The sequence below is a fragment of the Streptomyces gilvus genome, assembly GCF_022513565.1.
Lineage (GTDB): Bacteria > Actinomycetota > Actinomycetes > Streptomycetales > Streptomycetaceae > Streptomyces > Streptomyces gilvus.
Genome location: NZ_JAKWBE010000018.1, coordinates 37,347 through 54,051 on the forward strand (window position 1 = coordinate 37,347; position 16,705 = coordinate 54,051).

The window sequence follows — 16,705 nt, forward strand, 5'->3', positions numbered from 1 at the left end:
CAGGTTAGCCGCCGCCACTGACACTCGGTCTAGGCCACGGAGATGTCCACCGAGGGGCGCAGTTTCGCCGCCGACGCCAGGGCCTTGTGGACGGGGTGGGTGTCGAAGGCGTCCAACAGTGCCGCGTCGGCGGGGTTTTCGGCTGCCGGGTAGGCGATCTGCTCGTAGGCGGACTGGAATCGGGGACCCCAGCGGCGGGTGCCGAGGCGGGCGGTGCGGGAGCAGTTGTCGACCATGTGGGCGACGTTGCGGGCGTGCATGTACGGGAGCAGGGAGTCGACGGCCTCGATGACGGACTCGTTGACGATCTCCGACCAGGGGTGGCCGCGCTCGGCGAACTCGTCGATCTGGGCGGTCATCGTGGCGACGAACACGCCTGCGGTGAACGGGTCGACGGGCAGGTCGCGCTCGGCGCGCCGGGCGTGTACGCGCTCGCTGACCGACCACATCGGCGAGCCCCCGATCTCGCTCATCGGGCGGCTGCCCAGCCGCCGTTCGGCGAGGATCACGCTGCGCAGTTCGTGGCCGCGCTGTGGAGTGTGGGGCGGTGAGTCAGGGGGTGGTTCTGCCGGCGTCGAGACGCTCGACGCGCTCCACGTTCTGCCGGTCCTCGGTGTCCGCGCCGGCCTCACCGGCGAACCAGGCGTCGAGGATCTCCTTCAGCAGCGGCTCCGACGTCAGCCGCAGGCTGAGGGCGAGCACGTTGGCGTCGTTCCAGCGGCGGGCGCCGTCCGCGGTGTAGGCGTCGGTGCACAGGGCGGCCCGTACGCCCGGGACCTTGTTCGCGGCGATGGAGGCGCCGGTGCCGGTCCAGCAGCACACCACCGCCTGGTCCGAGGCGCCGGAGGCGACGTCCCGGGCGGCCGCCGCCGAGCAGGCGGCCCATTGGGGGTCGTCGCCGGGGCTGAGCGCGCCGTGTGTCACGACCTCGTGGCCCCGCTCGGTCAGCTGCGCGACGAGCGAGCGCGCCACGGGTTCGTCCATGTCGGAGGAGACGGAGATCCGCATGCCCCGAGCGTACGTCGCGCTCAGGCTCCGAGCGCGGCCAGGGGATCGTCCAGCACCGGCTGCCACGCCAACTCCGCCGCGCCGACCAGGCTGTTGTGGTCCAGGGTGCAGGGCAGGATCGGGACGCTGCCGCTCTGCCCCCACAGGCTGCGGTCGGCCACGACGGCGCGCAGCCGGTCCGGGTCGGCGTCGAGGAGGGTGCGGTGCAGGCCGCCGAGGATGATGCGGTCGGGGTTGAGGATGTTGACCAGGCCGGCGAGGCCCAGGCCGAGGCGGTCGATGAGGGTCTCGGCGGCCGTACGGACGGTCGGGTCGGCGTAGTGGTCGCGGACCAGGTCGTCGGCCTGTTTGAGCAGGGAGTCCGCCGGGCCCGGAGCACGCCCGGCGGCCGTCAGCAGGGCCAGCGGGTCGGCCTCGACGTCCAGACAGCCGCGGCTGCCGCAGTGGCAGGGGCGGCCCGCGGGGTTGACGGTGAGATGGCCGACCTCCAGCGCCAGACCCGAACTGCCCGTGTGCAGACGGCCGTCGAGGACCAGCGCGCCGCCCACGCCCCGGTGTCCGGTGGCCACGCACAGCAGGTCACGGGCGCCGCGGCCGGCGCCGTGCCGGTGCTCGGCGAGGGCGGCGAGGTTGACGTCGTTGGCCGCGAAGGCCGGTCCGGTGATCCCGGCCGCGCGCACCCGCTCCGCGAAGATCCGCCGGACGGGGGCGCCGACGGGCCAGGCCAGGTGGAGGGGGTTGAGGGCGAGACCGTCGGGTTCGGCGACGGCGGACGGTACGGCGAGACCGGCGCCGACACAGCGCCGTCCCGTCTCCCGCAGCAGCTCCGCGCCCGCCTCGACGACCGAGCCGAGCACCTTGGCCGGGTCGGCGTCGACGGTCTCGCAGCCGGGCGCGGTGGCGACGATCCGTCCGCCGAGGCCCACCAGCGCCGCCCGGAACCCGTCGGCGTGCACCTGGGCGGCGAGCACGACCGGCCCCTCGTCGGCGACCGCCAGCCGGTGCGAGGGCCTGCCCTGCGATCCGGCCGCCGCGCCGGGCCGGGCGTCGACCCTGATCAGCCCGAGCGCCTCCAGCTCGGCGGCGACCGCACCGGCCGTCGCCCGGGTCACCCCGAGCTCGGCGGTGAGCACGGCCCGGGTCGGCGCACGCCCGGTGTGCACGAGCTCCAACGCGGGCCCGAGCGCGCCGCGCCCCCGGTCCAGCCGCGTCCTCGAGGTGGTCCCTTCCCCCGCCGGCCGGGGGTCCGCCTTGCCGCTCATGAGGGCGAGTCTCCCATGATCCGCAGACGCCGGGGCCACAGGCGACCGAGCCTGCCGTACACGATCCCGGTGCGGGTCCGGGACAGCCGCCCGCCCGTCTTCCCCGAGCAGCCCTGAGCTGCGGCTCCGCTAGCCTGGTCGCACGATGAACGACCGTATGACGACGCCGTGGGGCGGGCTCGCGCTGGCCCGGTTTCCCGAGGATCCGCGCGACCGGCTGCGTGCCTGGGACGCCTCCGACGAGTATCTGCTGAGGCATCTCGCGCAGGAGAACGTACCGCTGGACGGCACGGTCGTGGTCGTCGGGGACCGGTGGGGCGCGCTGGTCACCGCGCTGGCGGAGCACCGGCCCGTGCAGATCACGGACTCCTTCCTCGCGCAGGAGGCGACCAGGGCGAATCTCGCCCGCAACGGCGTCGAGACCGGTGCCGCACGGCTGCTGACCACGCAGGACGCCCCGCCCGGGCGGATCGACGTGCTGCTGGTGCGGGTGCCGAAGAGCCTGGCGCTGCTGGAGGACCAGCTGCTGCGGCTGGCGCCGGCCGTGCACGCGGGGACGGTGGTCGTCGGTACGGGGATGGTGAAGGAGATCCACACCTCGACGCTGCAGCTGTTCGAGCGGATCCTCGGGCCGACCCGCACCTCACTCGCGGAGAAGAAGGCGCGGCTGATCTTCTGCGCGCCGGATCCGACGCTGGAGCGGCCGGGCAATCCCTGGCCGTACAGCTATGCGCTGCCGGACGGCATCGGCCCGGTCTCGGGGCGGACGGTGGTCAATCACGCGGGGGTGTTCTGCGCGGACCGGCTGGACGTCGGGACGCGGTTCTTCCTGGGGCATCTGCCCAGCGCCCGGGGCGGCCGGCGGGTGGTGGACCTGGGCTGCGGGAACGGGGTCGTCGGGACGGCGGTGGCGGCCGCCGACCCGGACGCCGAGGTGCTGTTCGTGGACGAGTCGTTCCAGGCGGTGGCCTCGGCGGAGGCGACGTACCGGGCGAGCGGGGTGGCGGGACGCGCCGAGTTCCGGGTCGGGGACGGGCTGGCCGGTATGCCGGCCGGGAGCGCGGACCTGGTGCTGAACAATCCGCCGTTCCACTCGCACCAGGCGACGACCGACGCGACGGCGTGGCGGATGTTCACCGGGGCGCAGCGGGTGCTGCGGCCCGGTGGTGAGCTGTGGGTGGTCGGCAACCGGCATCTGGGGTACCACCTGAAGCTGCGCCGGCTGTTCGGCAACAGTCAACTGGTCGCCAGTGACCCGAAGTTCGTGGTGCTCAAGGCGGTCAAGCGGTAGTCAGGCGAGGGTGCGGACGATGTCCGTGACCGTGCGCACCATCGCCTCACGGCCCACGCTGAGGTACTTGCGCGAGTCGACCGCCTCGGGGTGGGCGGCGAGGAACTCCCGGATGGCGGCCGTCATGGCGATGTTGAGCGCGGTGCCGACGTTGACCTTGGCGATGCCGCCGGCGACCGCTCGGGCGAGTTCGTCGTCGGGGACACCGGAGGAGCCGTGCAGGACGAGCGGGACGTCGAGCACGGCGGACAGGCGCTTGAGCAGGGTGTGGTCGAGGGTGGCGGTGCGGGTGGTCATGGCGTGGCTGCTGCCGATGGCGACGGCGAGCGCGTCGACCCCGGAGTCGGCCACGAAGGCGAGGGCCTGGTAGGGGTCGGTACGCGCGCCGGGGGCATGGGCGTCCAGCGGGGGCCGGCCGTTCTTCCCGCCGATCTGGCCCAACTCGGCCTCGATCCACAGGCCTTGGGCGTGCGCCCAGTCGGCGGCCGCGCGGGTCGCGGCGAGGTTCTCCTCGTAGGGCAGCCGGGCCGCGTCGTACATGACCGAGCTGAAACCGGCGCCGGGCGCCTGGCGCAGCAGGTCGTCGCTCTGGACGTGATCGAGGTGCAACGCGACGGGGACGGCGGCGCGTTCGGCGGCTGCGGCGGCGGCCCGGGCCAGCGGCAGCAGGCGGCCGTAGCGGAACTTGACGGCGTTCTCGCTGACCTGGAGGACGACCGGTGCGTCGGCGGCCTCGGCGCCGGCGATGACGGCCTCGACGTGCTCCAGCGTGATGATGTTGAAGGAGGGGACGGCGGAGTGCGCCGCTGCGGCCCGGGCGGCGAGTTCACCGGTGGTGGCGAGGGGCACGGCTGCTGCCTTTCGGGTCGTCAGGGCGCGAGGATCACCGAGCGGGTGAGATGGCGGGGCCGGTCCGGGTCGAGGCCGCGCGCGGCGGCGACGGCGACGGCGAGGCGCTGGGCGCGGACCAGTTCGGCCAGCGGCTCGAGGTCGCCCGCCACCCACAACCCGCCCGTGCGCCGCACCTGTTCGGCGAGCCCGTCGGGGGCCTCGCCCAGCATCCAGGTCGCGGTGCCGCGGGTGGTGATGCTGATGGGGCCGTGGCGGTACTCCATCGCGGGGTAGGCCTCGGTCCAGGCGAGGGATGCCTCGCGCATCTTAAGTCCGGCCTCGTTCGCCAGTCCCACCGTCCAGCCCCGGCCGAGGAAGGTGAACTGCGTGCACTCGACGAGCCCTTCGGGCAGCGGAGCCGTGAGCGCGGTGCGGGCGTCGGCGACCACGGTGTCCGTGTGCAGGCCGAGGTGGGCGCGGAGGAGGGTGAGGGCGGTGGTGGCGAACCGGGTCTGCACGACCGAGCGTTCGTCGGCGAAGTCGAGCACGACGACCTCGTCGGCGACCGTCATGACCGGGGTGCCGGGATCGGCGGTGATGGCCGTCGTCCGCGTGCGGCCCTTCAACTCGGCCAGCAGGTGCAGGACTTCGGTGGTGGTGCCGGAGCGGGTCAGGGCCAGGACGCGGTCGTAGGCGCGTCCTGGCGGGAACTCCGAGGCGGCGTAGGCGTCCGTCTCGCCCTGGCCCGCGCCCTCGCGCAGGGCCGCGGCCGACTGCGCCATGAAGTACGAGGTGCCGCAGCCGACGATCGCGACCCGCTCGCCCGGCGCCGGGAGCGCCCCGCCGTGCCGGTGCGCTTCGGCGGCGGCGCGCGCCCAGCATGCGGGCTGGCTGGTCAGCTCGTCCTCGACATGGGTCATGCCGGAGCCCTCCCCTGCTCGTGATTGTTCTTGCAAGATATAGCCAACTTTCGAGCACAATCAAGCATTCGGCACGATGTCGCTTGCGGGCGGGTGTGCGAGCGTGCCGCGCGGGTGATCGTCGCCGCCGACTCCGGCGAGCCGGGCCGGCGGGCGTTCGCGCGGATCTGCGGGACCGAGGCGGTCGGCGTGACCGTCTGGCCCGGAGCGCTCTCTCCCCGAGATCCCCGCGCTCACGGCGTCGATTCCGCCTAGGCTGAGGGCGGGATCCGTGTCCGGGGCAGGGAGGCCACGATGGGCGCACGAGTGATCGACCAGGACGTCCCCGGGGCAGGCCCGCGCTATCTCCCGATCGCCGAGCACGGTCTGATCGGCGATCTGCGCACCGTGGCCCTCGTCGGGACCGACGGCACCATCGACTGGTACTGCTGCCCCGCCTTCGACGCGCCCAGCGTCTTCGCCTCGATCCTGGACGCCGACCGCGGCGGGTGCTTTGAGCTCGCCGCCACCGTGCCGGCCAAGACGAAGCAGTTCTACTTCCCCGACACCAACGTGCTGATCACCCGGTTCTTCACCGAGGACGGCGTCGGCGAGGTGCAGGACTTCATGCCCGTGAACGGCGGGAAGGTGGAGGCCGAGCGGCATCGGCTGATCCGGCGGGTGGTGTGCGTGCGCGGCTCCATCCCGTTCCGCACCCGGGTCGCCCCGCGCTTCGACTACGGCACCCGGCCGCACACCGTGCGCATGTCCGGCGAGGCCGCGGTCTTCGCCTCCGACGGGCTCTCCCTCGCCCTGACCGCGACGGTGCCGCTCGCTGCCGAAGGGCTGGACGCACGGGCGGACTTCAAGCTGTCGGAGGGAGAGACGGCGGTGTTCGCGCTGGACCAGGTCGGCGGTGACCTGGAGCCCCGCCGGTGCGCGAAGCTGGAGGCGGAGGAGCAGTTCGGCACGACCGTGGCGTACTGGCGCCGCTGGCTGTCCGCCTCCAAGTACCGGGGCCGCTGGCGGGAGATGGTGCACCGCTCCGCCCTCACCCTGAAGCTGCTCACCTACGCGCCCACCGGCGCGATCGTCGCCGCGCCGACGACGAGCCTGCCCGAGCAGCTGGGCGGCGAACGCAACTGGGACTACCGGTACGTGTGGGTGCGCGACGCCGCCTTCTGCGTGTACGCGCTGCTGCGCCTCGGGTTCACCGACGAGGCCGAGGCGTTCATGAAGTTCCTGACCCAGCACGTCAGTCCGTCGACCGACGGGCACTCCGCCCCGCTGCAGATCATGTACGGCATCGACGGCCGCACCGACCTCACCGAACGCGAACTCGACCACTTCGAGGGCCACCACGGCTCCGCTCCGGTACGGGTCGGCAACGCGGCGGCCGACCAGCTCCAGCTCGACATCCACGGCGCCCTCATCGACTCGATCTACCTCTACGACAAGTGGGCCAAGCCGATCTCCAGCGACCAGTGGGACGACGTGTGCGCGCTGGTGGAGTGGGTGTGCGAGCACTGGAACCAGCCCGACGAGGGGATCTGGGAGACGCGCGGCGGACGCAAGAACTTCCTGTACTCACGGCTGATGTGCTGGGTGGCGATCGAGCGGGCCATCCGCATGGCCAACCGGCGTGGGCTGCCCGCCGATCTGCCGCGCTGGCGCGAGTCCCGGGACGCCATCTACCGGCGGATCATGACCCACGGCTGGTCCGAGGCCCGTCAGGCCTTCGTCCAGCACGAGGACGACGACGTCCTGGACGCGGCCGTCCTGATGATGCCGCTGACGAAGTTCATCGCCCCGACCGACCCCAAGTGGCTGTCCACGCTGGACGCGCTGACCAACGAGCTGGTGTCCGACTCCCTCGTCTACCGCTACGACCCGACGGCCAGCCCCGACGGACTGCGCGGTGACGAGGGCACCTTCTCCATCTGCTCCTTCTGGTACGTCGAGGCCATGGTCCACGCCGGCCGCATCGACGAGGCCCGCCTGGCCTTCGAGAAGATGCTGACGTACGCCAACCATCTCGGTCTGTACGCGGAGGAGATCAGCCACACCGGTGAGCAACAGGGCAACTTCCCGCAGGCGTTCACCCATCTCGCCCTGATCAGCGCCGCGTTCAATCTGGACAAGGCCCTCGGCTGACGTGTCGTCATGTGTCGAGAGAGCCGAGCCAGTCGGTCAGCAGGTGGTTGGTCTCCTCGGGGCGTTCCTGCTGGATGAAGTGGCCGCAGCCGTCGAGGATGCGGCAGGAGGTGAGTCCGGGAAGGGTGGTCGGGTACGCCTCGATCGCGTCCGCCAGCCAGGTCGTGGAGGCGTCGAGGGCGCCGCCGGCGAAGAGGGCGGGCTGCTTGAGCGGGGCGCCGTGGTGGGCGGCCAGGTCCTCCCAGTCGCGGTCCATGTTCCGGTAGCGGTTGAGTGCCCCGGTCAGTCCGGTCCGCTCGAACTCCCCGGCGAAGACGTCGAGTTCGTCCTCGCCGAGCCAGGCCGGGAGCCGGCCGGCCGGGAAGCGCTCGCGCAGTGTCCCGGCCCGGGTGACGAAGTGCGGGTCGGGAGCGCCGGGCGCCGGCATGGTGTCGGCGGACAGGGCGGCGTAGAACCCGGCGAGCCAGCCGCGGACGTCCGGCTCGATCTCGGCCTCAGCGCGGCCGGGCTCATGGAAGTACGAGACGTAGAACTCCTCCTCGCCGCCCATCCCCGCGAAGACCTCGCTCGGCCGGGGGCCGCCGGGCGGTGTGTAGGGCACGCTCAGCAGGCCCACGGCGCGGAAGACGTCGGGCCTGAGCAGCGCCGACATGGCGGCGATCGTGGCGCCCCAGTCGTGCCCGACGATCACCGCGGACCGCTCCCCCAGGGCCTCGACCACGGCCACGTTGTCCGCGACCAGGTCGAGCATCCGGTACGAGGTCACCGCGTCCGGTTTGGACGAGCGGCCGTAACCACGGACGTCGATCGCCGCGGCACGGTACCCGGCCGCGGCCAGGGCGGGCAGCTGGTGGCGCCAGGAGTACCAGGACTCCGGGAAGCCGTGCACGAGCAGGACCAGGGGCCCGCCGCCCTGCTCCACGAGGTGGGTGCGGCCCGCCGGCGAGGACACCAGGCGGTGGGTGCGGTCGGTGACGGCGTGGGGGTTCGACACTGTTCCTCCCGGGGTGTTTGCCTGCGGTGGCCACTGCCGATCATGCGGCGGACGGCGCGGCCCACACGACACTTGTTGCCGTTTCGGCAACAGCGGGACGAGGAGCGGGCTCAGTCGTCCGCGACGAGTTCGACGGGCGTGGCGATGACGTCCACCAGGGCCTCGCCGCGCAGTGCGGTCAGGGCCAGCGGGCGGCCTATGGCGTCCTCCAGCATCAGGCGCTGCAGGGCCTGGGCGCTGCTGACGGGTTCGCCCTGGGCGGTGATCAGCAGGTCGCCGGTGCGCAGGCCGGCGCGGGCGGCCGGGGAGGCGGGGACGACCTCGACGACACGCAGACCGGTGCCGACGCCCGTACGGGCCCGGAGCGTGGGCGGGAGCGGGGCGGGGGTGCCGGCGACGCCGAGGTAGGCGCGGCGGAAGCGGCCGGTGGAGAGCAGCGCCGCGATGATCTTGCGGCTGGTGTCGTTCACGGGGATGGCGAGGCCCAGTCCGACGTCCGCGATGGCGGTGTTGATGCCGACGACACTGCCGTCCGCCGTGGCCAGGGCCCCGCCCGAGCTGCCGGGGTGCAGGGTGGCGTCGGTCTGGACGACGTTGTCGACGACCCGCGTCGCCGTGCCGACGCTGGTCGGCAGGGAGCGGCCCAGGGCGCTGACCACTCCGGCGGTGACGCTGCCGGCCAGGCCGAGCGGGCTGCCGACCGCCACGACCAGCTGGCCGACCCGCAGCGCGTCGGCCTCGCCGAGGCGGGCCGGGGCCGGGGTGGGTCCGTCGGCGCGGACCACGGCGAGGTCGGACAGCGGGTCGGCGCCGATGACGTGGAAGGGGGTGGTGGTGCCGTCGGCGAAGGACGCCGTACCGGCGTCGGAGTGCCCGACGACGTGGGCGTTCGTGAGCAGGAAGCCGTCGTCGGTGAAGACCACGGCGGAGCCGGTGCCGACCACGAAGCGGCCTCGGGCGCGGCGGTGCGCGACGCTGAGGGACGCCACCTTCGGGGTGAGCTCGGCGGCGACCGAGGTGACGATCCGGGAGTAGGAGTCGAGCGCGGCCTGCTCCGCACGGGAGCGGTCGGGCCCGGAGAGTGTCTCGGCCACGAGTCGACCTTTCCGCCTGCCCCGGGGCTTCTCCACGCGCCCAGGGGCCCGGATTACATGCTTACACCCCTGCAATCGCGAGCGGCCCGGACTTCGCTGCGGGCTGACACCCGCGCGCCCGGCTTCGGTCGGCCCGACGGCGGCCCCAACCTCCCCGCGCGCAGACACACCCCGGCCCCCTACGGACTGGCACCGCGCCCGGCTTCCGTGTGCGCTCACACCCCCCGACCTCCACGCACGCAGACGGCACCGCCTGCTTCCCTGCGGTCCGACACCACACCCCGACCTCCCCACGCGCCAGATGGCGCCCCGGCCTCCCTCATGCCCGCCACCACGACCCGACCTCCCCGCCCCCAGACAGCGCCCCCGGCTTCCCTGCGGCCCGACACCACGCCCCGACCTCCCCGCACGCAGACGGCACCCGCGGCCCCCTCATGCGGGCTGGCGGTGCCCTCAGTCTTGTCGGTTCAGCTCGTGCGACGGCTTCTGGCGCCCGCCTCCGCTCGGCTGCGCAGGGTGCCTGCCGTTCGCAGGAGTCGGTCGGCGGGGGCGCGGAGCTCGGGGTGGGCGTTGACCGTGTTGCGCAGGCCGCGCACCGGGCGGCGCCACAGCCGGTGGGCGGCCGCGACGGGGTGGGGGCGGCTGGCGAACCCTTCCGCCACCCGCAGCTCGCGGGTCTTGAGCCAGTCCTTGTACTCCTTGTCGCCGCGCCCCAGGTCCATCAGCGTCACGCCGTTGCGAGCGGCGGCCTCGGCGGTGCGCAGGTGCATCATCAGGCCCGGCGAGTACCGGTGCAGTTCGGGGTCGTAGGCCGTGAACCAGGCGGCGAGGACCGTGCGGGATCTCGGCCCGAAGTGCGCGGCCACCGGCCGGTCGCCGGCGTAGAGGACGGACAGGACGCCGGTGAAGTGCTCCTCGCGGACCTCGAAGAGATGGTTGACCAGATCGACGATCCACGGCCGGGCGAACCGGTCCATCCGCCCCGTTCTGCGGTACTGGGCGGACTTCCACTGCATGAGCCTGCGCAGCATCCGCGGGTCCCGCTCGTCGAACTCGAACCGCACCTCGCCCACGTCGCGGCCCAGCCGGCGCTCCTTCTTCAGGGTCGTCTTGGCGTGCCCCGGGTAGGCGCCGCGCAGCCACTGCGCATAGCCGCTGGGGTCGGGCTTGAGGTCGACCACCGGGGAGGCGAAGGTCCCCGTGGCATGTCGGGCGAAGGGTTTCTGCTCGGCGACGAGATGATCGAACTCGAAGATGGACAGCCCGCAGGCCTTCAGCAGGTCCTGGGCGTTCCAGGTGACGCCGGGGCGGTGCACGAGGGCCTGGCAGTCGGAGAGGCCGAGGCCTATGGCCCTGCCCACGCCGAGGGCGTTGCGCTCGTAGGGGAAGAAGCCGACCGGTGAGCCGTTCTCGCGCAGGACGGCGACGCGGGTGCCGGAGCGGTGCCCGCCGATGCCGAGGGTGAACTCCGGGGCCAGGAAGGGGTTGGAGTACTCGGGTGACTCGTCCATCGCGCGGTGCCACGCCTCGCGGAGCGATGCGTTCAGCTCGTCGACTCTGTGGACCGTGACATCCACGTCAGATCAACCGCCCTTCCACGGGTTCCGTGCGGAACGTGCCGGCCGTGGCGCGGGCCGGAAGGGCGTGTGGACTGCTGTTCCTGGATCGCATCGGCGACCGCTCCCCCCGTGACGCGCTGTCCGCGTCGTACTTCTTTGAGTATCAGCCGATTCCACGCCGTGTACACGGTCGTTCCGTGATTGACCGCCACGTTTCGGACCACCCGGCGAGGATCAAACGTCGCGAAACAGTACGCATGTTGTCAAGACCGCCCACCGCTACGGAAGATGCCGGTGGCCATTTCACAGGCGACCGCGGCCGGGCGCCGTTGACACCTGGTGGGTTCCGCGTCACGGTGAGGGCCCGTCGTGCCCGGAGGTCCGCCATGGCTCCCTCGTCAGCGCCCCGCACCGACACCGGCCTCGTCGAGCGCGTCCGCGCGCTCCGCCCCTTCATCGGTGAGCGGGCACTGTGTACGGAGCAGGAACGCAGGGTGCCCGACGAGGTCGTCGCCGCCCTGACGGACGCCGGGGTCTACCGGATGAACGTTCCCCGGCGCTACGGCGGTTACCAGACCCGGCCGCGCGTCCAGGTCGACACTTTGGCCGAAATCGCCGCGGCCTGCGGATCCACCGCGTTCGCGGCGCTGATCCAGGCGGGCTGCGCCTTCATCGCGGCGCTCTTCCCCGACGAGGCGCAGGACGCGATCTTCACCGGTCCCGACGTACGGGTCGGCGGCACCCTCATCCCGGACGCGGTGGCGGTCGCCACCGACGGCGGCTACGTCGTGAGCGGGACCTCGGGCTTCGCGACCGGCTGTCGGCACGCCGACTGGCATCTGCTGACGGCGCGGGTGGAGAGCGCCGAGGGACCGCCCGAGGTGCTGTGGGCCGCCGTGCCCATGGCCGAGCTGGAGATCCTCGACGACTGGTACGTCTCGGGGCTGGCGGGCAGTGGCAGCGACAGCGTCGTCGCCCGTGACGTGTTCGTCCCGGCCCACCGGGTGCTGCCCGTCGGGCCGATGCTGGCGGGCAAGTTCCCCTCCAAGACCAACGCCGACGACCCCTTCTACCGGATTCCGGTGCTGCTGATGTTCTGCGCCTGGACGGCGCCGGCGGCTCTCGGTCTGGCGCGGGCGGCGCTGGAGGGGTTCACCGAGCGGATCCACCGGCGGGGCATCACGTACACCTTCCACCAGCGGCAGAACGAGGCGACGGTCACGCATCTGCAGGCGGCCGAGGCGGCGATGAAGCTCTCCTGCGCCGAGTCGCTGACGGGCGACTTCCTGGCCCGCATCGAGGCGGGCGGGCCGTTCGACGTGGCGGAGCGGGCCAGGATCCGGGCGCAGAGCGGCTATGCGGCCCGGCTGTGCAAGGAGGCCGTGGACATCGTCGCCTCCGCGTCCGGCGCCTCCTCGCTGCGCCGCGAGGCGCCGATCCAGCGGGCGGTACGCGATGTGCAGGCCCTGAATCTGCACTCCTTCGTCAATCCCGCCACCAACCTGGAGCTGTACGGACGGGTCCTGTCGGGGCTGGACGCGGGGACGCCGTTCCTGTGAGTCCTACGGCGCCGGTACCTCGACCGGGACGGTGAGCACCTGACCGCTGCGAGCCAGGAGTTCATCCACGCCGCCGTCGGTTCGGGCGCCCCCACCCCGCGCATCCTGCGCCGGGAGGTGCTGCCGAACGTCCTGCCGACGACGATCGTCTTCGTCCCGCTGATGACCGCGCTGGCCATGCTCACCGAGTCGGCCCTGTCGTTCCTGTCGTTCCTGTCGGTCGGCGTCCAGCCGCCCGACGCCAGTTGGGGCACGATCATCGAGGACGGCCTCGGACTGCTGTACACGCGCCCCGCGGTGACCATCGCGCCGGGCCTGCTCATCGCCCTGACCACGGCCGCGCTCAACGTCCTGGGCGACGGGGTCCGCGACGCGCTCGACCCGGGCGCGCCCTGCTGGTGATGTTCGCCATCAGTGTGCTGGTGTTCCTGATCTTCTTCGCCACCCCGGGTGTCGACCCGGCCGCCCGTATCGCGGGCCGCAACGCCGACCCCGCCACCCTCGCCCAGGTGCGGCACTCCTTCGGCCTCGACCGGCCGATGCCCGTGCGCTATCTGCTGATGATGCGTCACCTGCTGATCGACCGGGACCTGGAGTCCTTCGTCAACCGCGGCTCCCGGGTGATCCCGCAGATCCTGCAGGCGACCCCGGTGACCCTGTCGCTGGTGGTCGGCGCGGCCCTGATCTGGATGGTGGCCGGCGTCGTCATGGGCACGGCCGCGGCCACCCTGCGCGGAAGGGCCGCCGACCCGCTGATCATGCTCGTCGGCGTGGTCGGCGTCTCCCTGCCGGCCTACTGGCTCGGCGAGGTCGTCAACCTCGTCACCCAGAAGCAGTTGCACTCCGCGCTCTTCTCCTGGGTGCCGCCACCCGGATACGTCGGCATCGGCCGCGATCCCGGCCAGTGGGCGCTGCACATGCTCTTCCCGTGGCTGACCCTGGCGCTGCTCTACGCAGGGATCTACGCCCGTCTCCTGCGCGGCGAGGTCGTCACCGCGCTGAACGAGGACTATGTGCGCACCGCCCGCGCCAAGGGCCTGTCCGAGCGGCGCATCCTGCTGCAGCACGCCCTGCGCTGCTCCCTGATCCCGATCGTGTCGCTGTTCGGCCTGGACTTCGGCGCGCTCGTCGGCGGCGCCGCCCTGCTGACCGAGGTCGTCTTCGGCCTGCCGGGCATCGGCAAGCTCACCTACGACGCCCTGCAGAACCTGGACCTGCCGGTGATCATGGGGACCGTCCTGTACGCGGCGTTCTTCGTGGTCCTCGCCAACGCGCTCGTCGACATCCTCTACGCCCGACTCGACCCGAGGGCCCGCCATGCCTGACCAATCCCTGCTGGACGTACGCGACCTGCGGGTCTCCTTCCGCACCCGCCAGGGCGCGGTGACGGCCGTGGACGGCCTGTCCTTCTCGGTCGCACCCGGCGAGATCCTGGGCGTGGTGGGCGAGTCGGGCTCCGGCAAGAGCGTGTCGATGCTGGCCGTGCTGCGGCTGCTGACCAATCCGAACGTGACCGTGTCGGGCGAAGTGCTCTTCCGCGGACGGGACTTGCTGACCCTGCCCGACAAGGAGATGCGGGCGGTACGGGGCCGGGAGATCGCCATGGTCTTCCAGGACCCGATGACCGCGCTGACCCCCGTCTACACCGTGGGCTGGCAGATCGCCGAGCAGATCCGGGCGCACGAACCGGTCTCCCGCCGAGAGGCGCAGGCCCGGGCCGTCCAGCTGTTGTCCGACGTCGGCATTCCCGACGCCGCCTCGCGGGTGAACGCCTACCCGCACGAGTTCTCCGGCGGCATGCGCCAGCGGGCGGTCATCGCGATGGCGCTGTCCTGCGGCCCGTCCCTGCTGATCGCCGACGAACCGACGACGGCCCTCGACGTCACGGTGCAGGCCCAGATCCTCGACCTGATGCGGCAGTTGAACGAAGGCGGCTCGGCCGTCGTCCTGATCACCCACGACATGGGGGTGATCTCGCAGATCGCCGACCGGGTCCTGGTGATGTACGGCGGGCGGGCCGCCGAGGAGGGCCCGCGCAGCGGGGTGTTCCACGCCCCCCGGCACCCCTACACCTGGGGGCTGCTGGACTCGGTGCCCCGCGTCGACGGCCCACGGCTGCGGCGGCTGCCCACGATCGCGGGCGTGCCGGTCACGCCGGGCAGCCTCCCGGAGGGCTGCGCGTTCGCGGCGCGCTGCCGGCTGCGGCACGAGCGATGCGAGGAGCGGCCGGCGCTGTCCGCGGGCGACGGCGACGCGGCGCACCGGGACGCCTGCTGGTTGCCGTCCGGCGGCCGCGCGGCGCTGCGCCTGACGACCAGGACAGCGAAGGAGAACGACACGGACACGGAGGCGGCGTCGTGACGGCACAGGAGGTGGTGACGGTGGGACAGGCCCCTTCGCCGGGCGGTGAGGTCCTGCTGCGTGCCACGGACGTCAGCAAGCACTACACCCTGCGCCCGGACGGCCTCGCCCGGCGCCGACGGGTCCTGCGGGCCGTGGACGGCGTGTCCCTGGAGGTGCGCACCGGGGAAACACTCGGCGTCGTCGGCGAGTCGGGCTGCGGCAAGTCCACGCTGGGCCGCTGCCTGGTGCGGCTCACCGAACTGACCGGCGGGCGGGTCGAGTTCGGCGGAAAGGACATCACCGGCCTCTCCGCGCGCCGGCTGCGTCCCCTCCGTCCGGGCATGCAGCTGGTCTTCCAGGACCCCCAGGCCTCCCTCAACCCCGCCGCCGCGCCGGGGACATCGTGGCGGAGCCGCTGCTCGTGCACCGGTACGGCGACGCGGCCGCGGTCCGCCGCCGGGTCGCGGAGCTCTTCGACGTGGTGGGACTGTCGTCGGCGCACCGGGACCGCTATCCGCACGAGTTCTCCGGCGGCCAGCGCCAACGCATCGGTATCGCGCGGGCGCTCGCCACCGAACCGAAGCTGATCGTGGCCGACGAACCCGTGTCCGCTCTGGACGTGTCGATCCAGGCCCAGGTGCTCAACCTCTTCGCCGACCTCCAGGAGCGGTTCGCTCTCACCTACGTGTTCGTCGCCCACGACCTCGGTGTGGTCCGGCACGTCTCCGACCGCATCGCCGTGATGTACCTCGGTGAGATCGTCGAACTCGGCGGAACCGAGGCGCTGTTCGGCGCCCCCGCGCACCCGTACACCGAGGCTCTGCTGTCGGCGGTCCCGGACATCGACGACGGCACCGCCACGGCGCGGACGTCACGGCGGGAACGCGTCGTCCTCAGCGGCGAGGTCCCCGACCCCGCGGACAAACCGACCGGTTGCCCGTTCCGTACGCGCTGCGCCCACGCCCGCGACCTCTGCACCCGGGAACGTCCCGCGCTCACCGCCACCGCTTCCGGCCGCCTCGTCGCCTGTCACTACCCCCTGGCCGGCTGAGGCGTCACCTGTCGGTGGGTTCCGCCCGCGGGCCGAAGCCGGGGAGCTCCTGGATCTCGCCGCCGAGCTTGCTGCGGAAGCCCTCCAGCAGCTCCGGCTTGGCGCTGACCACCCACCGGGTGCCGACCAGATGCTTGCCGCCGTAGCCGCCGGCGGCGTCCAGCCAGGCCAGCTTGTACTTCTCCTCGGGGAACGTGGTGATGACGCGGTCGGCCTGCTTGGTGTGGCACACGCCCTGCCGCAGCTCCTCCGCGTCGACCCGGATCCTGGGCTTGGCGCAGCCGATCAGCCCGGCGATCACCTCCACCTTCGCCGGCGCCACGACCCCGGCCTCGGGGGCGGCCGTCACCGCGGTCCTGCTTCGCTCCGCCCCGTCGTCCCCCTCGCCGGTGCAGGCCGCGGCCAGGGGCAGCAGGGCCAGGCTGCCGGCCAGGGTGGCGCCGCGCACCAGACGGGCGGTGGGCGGAATGCGTCCTGTGCGTCGTTGCGGTGACTGCAGTACCACGTGGTTCTCCGTATCCGCGTGCCCGGGCTGTTCCGCCCGGGGGTACGGATCAAGACCGGCGACTGTTCACCATGCGCAGCGACTCGTGTGACGGAAGTGATCGAAACTCTGTCTTCGGGCCGATGCTGCGTTAGCCTCGTCTTCCCTTCAGAGGC

At 72.6% G+C, this 16,705-nt stretch carries 14 protein-coding genes and 2 pseudogenes; 7 read left to right on the top strand and 9 right to left on the bottom strand.

What is annotated here, in order from left to right; translation table 11 throughout:
* Window positions 1-29: 29 nt before the first annotated feature.
* The 3 genes and pseudogenes from MKW14_RS25705 to MKW14_RS25715 form a co-directional block, all read right to left on the bottom strand.
* Window positions 30-527 (bottom strand): annotated as a pseudogene (locus MKW14_RS25705) (ketol-acid reductoisomerase); the annotation flags it as partial.
* 25 nt (window positions 528-552) lie between these two features.
* The gene (locus tag MKW14_RS25710) at window positions 553-1,008 is read right to left on the bottom strand and encodes an RpiB/LacA/LacB family sugar-phosphate isomerase (RefSeq protein WP_240865751.1); all 456 of its coding nucleotides are present in this window, start codon (window positions 1,006-1,008) and stop codon (window positions 553-555) included.
* 20 nt (window positions 1,009-1,028) lie between these two features.
* Window positions 1,029-2,270, bottom strand: a complete 1,242-nt coding sequence (locus tag MKW14_RS25715) for an ROK family protein (RefSeq protein ID WP_240865754.1) — start codon at window positions 2,268-2,270, stop codon at window positions 1,029-1,031.
* A 145-nt stretch (window positions 2,271-2,415) separates the two neighbouring features.
* Between MKW14_RS25715 and MKW14_RS25720 the strand changes: the two genes are divergently transcribed.
* A complete protein-coding gene (locus MKW14_RS25720; protein ID WP_240865756.1) occupies window positions 2,416-3,561 on the top strand; it encodes a methyltransferase in 1,146 nt (381 codons plus the stop codon).
* Here the strand turns inward: MKW14_RS25720 and MKW14_RS25725 are convergent, their stop codons facing one another.
* Both MKW14_RS25725 and MKW14_RS25730 read right to left on the bottom strand, forming a co-directional pair.
* A complete protein-coding gene (locus MKW14_RS25725) occupies window positions 3,562-4,410 on the bottom strand; it encodes a class II fructose-bisphosphate aldolase (RefSeq protein WP_240865758.1) in 849 nt (282 codons plus the stop codon).
* 20 nt (window positions 4,411-4,430) lie between these two features.
* The gene (locus tag MKW14_RS25730) at window positions 4,431-5,312 is read right to left on the bottom strand and encodes an SIS domain-containing protein (RefSeq protein ID WP_240865760.1); all 882 of its coding nucleotides are present in this window, start codon (window positions 5,310-5,312) and stop codon (window positions 4,431-4,433) included.
* Between the two features lie 294 nt (window positions 5,313-5,606).
* On the opposite strand from MKW14_RS25730, the gene MKW14_RS25740 reads away from it, so the two are divergent.
* Window positions 5,607-7,445: a glycoside hydrolase family 15 protein gene (locus tag MKW14_RS25740; RefSeq protein ID WP_240865761.1), complete on the top strand. Its 1,839-nt coding sequence runs from the start codon at window positions 5,607-5,609 to the stop codon at window positions 7,443-7,445.
* 7 nt (window positions 7,446-7,452) lie between these two features.
* On the opposite strand, the gene MKW14_RS25745 is transcribed toward MKW14_RS25740, so the two are convergent.
* The 3 genes from MKW14_RS25745 to MKW14_RS25755 form a co-directional block, all read right to left on the bottom strand.
* Window positions 7,453-8,439, bottom strand: coding sequence for an alpha/beta hydrolase (locus MKW14_RS25745; RefSeq protein WP_240865763.1), 987 nt, complete (start codon window positions 8,437-8,439; stop codon window positions 7,453-7,455).
* Between the two features lie 110 nt (window positions 8,440-8,549).
* On the bottom strand, window positions 8,550-9,533 hold the full coding sequence (locus MKW14_RS25750) for a S1C family serine protease (protein ID WP_240865766.1): 984 nt from the start codon (window positions 9,531-9,533) through the stop codon (window positions 8,550-8,552).
* Between the two features lie 467 nt (window positions 9,534-10,000).
* Window positions 10,001-11,110, bottom strand: a complete 1,110-nt coding sequence (locus MKW14_RS25755) for a GNAT family N-acetyltransferase (RefSeq protein WP_240865768.1) — start codon at window positions 11,108-11,110, stop codon at window positions 10,001-10,003.
* A gap of 368 nt (window positions 11,111-11,478) precedes the next feature.
* Here MKW14_RS25755 and MKW14_RS25760 point away from each other — a divergent pair, with 368 nt between their 5' ends.
* The 5 genes and pseudogenes from MKW14_RS25760 (at window position 11,479) to MKW14_RS25780 (ending at window position 16,045) form a co-directional block, all read left to right on the top strand.
* On the top strand, window positions 11,479-12,651 hold the full coding sequence (locus MKW14_RS25760; RefSeq protein ID WP_240865772.1) for an acyl-CoA dehydrogenase family protein: 1,173 nt from the start codon (window positions 11,479-11,481) through the stop codon (window positions 12,649-12,651).
* A gap of 102 nt (window positions 12,652-12,753) precedes the next feature.
* On the top strand, window positions 12,754-13,053 hold the full coding sequence (locus tag MKW14_RS25765) for an ABC transporter permease subunit (protein ID WP_374116598.1): 300 nt from the start codon (window positions 12,754-12,756) through the stop codon (window positions 13,051-13,053).
* Window positions 13,053-13,976, top strand: coding sequence for an ABC transporter permease (locus tag MKW14_RS25770; protein ID WP_240865774.1), 924 nt, complete (start codon window positions 13,053-13,055; stop codon window positions 13,974-13,976). The genes MKW14_RS25765 and MKW14_RS25770 overlap by 1 nt, the downstream gene beginning before the upstream one ends.
* On the top strand, window positions 13,969-15,012 hold the full coding sequence (locus MKW14_RS25775; protein ID WP_240865777.1) for an ABC transporter ATP-binding protein: 1,044 nt from the start codon (window positions 13,969-13,971) through the stop codon (window positions 15,010-15,012). Before MKW14_RS25770 ends, MKW14_RS25775 begins: the two co-directional genes overlap by 8 nt.
* A pseudogene (locus tag MKW14_RS25780) lies at window positions 15,009-16,045 on the top strand (ABC transporter ATP-binding protein). The gene MKW14_RS25775 and the pseudogene MKW14_RS25780 overlap by 4 nt, the downstream one beginning before the upstream one ends.
* 4 nt (window positions 16,046-16,049) lie before the next feature.
* Here the strand turns inward: MKW14_RS25780 and MKW14_RS25785 are convergent.
* Window positions 16,050-16,550: a hypothetical protein gene (locus tag MKW14_RS25785; RefSeq protein WP_240865780.1), complete on the bottom strand. Its 501-nt coding sequence runs from the start codon at window positions 16,548-16,550 to the stop codon at window positions 16,050-16,052.
* Window positions 16,551-16,705 lie beyond the last annotated feature (155 nt).

Coding starts and splice junctions, on each gene's coding strand:
- MKW14_RS25730 (WP_240865760.1), bottom strand. CDS start 5,312: ATGACCCATGTCGAGGACGAGCTGACCAGCCAGCCCGCATGCTGGGCG.
- MKW14_RS25760 (WP_240865772.1), top strand. CDS start 11,479: ATGGCTCCCTCGTCAGCGCCCCGCACCGACACCGGCCTCGTCGAGCGC.
- MKW14_RS25720 (WP_240865756.1), top strand. CDS start 2,416: ATGAACGACCGTATGACGACGCCGTGGGGCGGGCTCGCGCTGGCCCGG.
- MKW14_RS25740 (WP_240865761.1), top strand. CDS start 5,607: ATGGGCGCACGAGTGATCGACCAGGACGTCCCCGGGGCAGGCCCGCGC.
- MKW14_RS25775 (WP_240865777.1), top strand. CDS start 13,969: ATGCCTGACCAATCCCTGCTGGACGTACGCGACCTGCGGGTCTCCTTC.
- MKW14_RS25715 (WP_240865754.1), bottom strand. CDS start 2,270: ATGAGCGGCAAGGCGGACCCCCGGCCGGCGGGGGAAGGGACCACCTCG.
- MKW14_RS25710 (WP_240865751.1), bottom strand. CDS start 1,008: ATGCGGATCTCCGTCTCCTCCGACATGGACGAACCCGTGGCGCGCTCG.
- MKW14_RS25770 (WP_240865774.1), top strand. CDS start 13,053: ATGTTCGCCATCAGTGTGCTGGTGTTCCTGATCTTCTTCGCCACCCCG.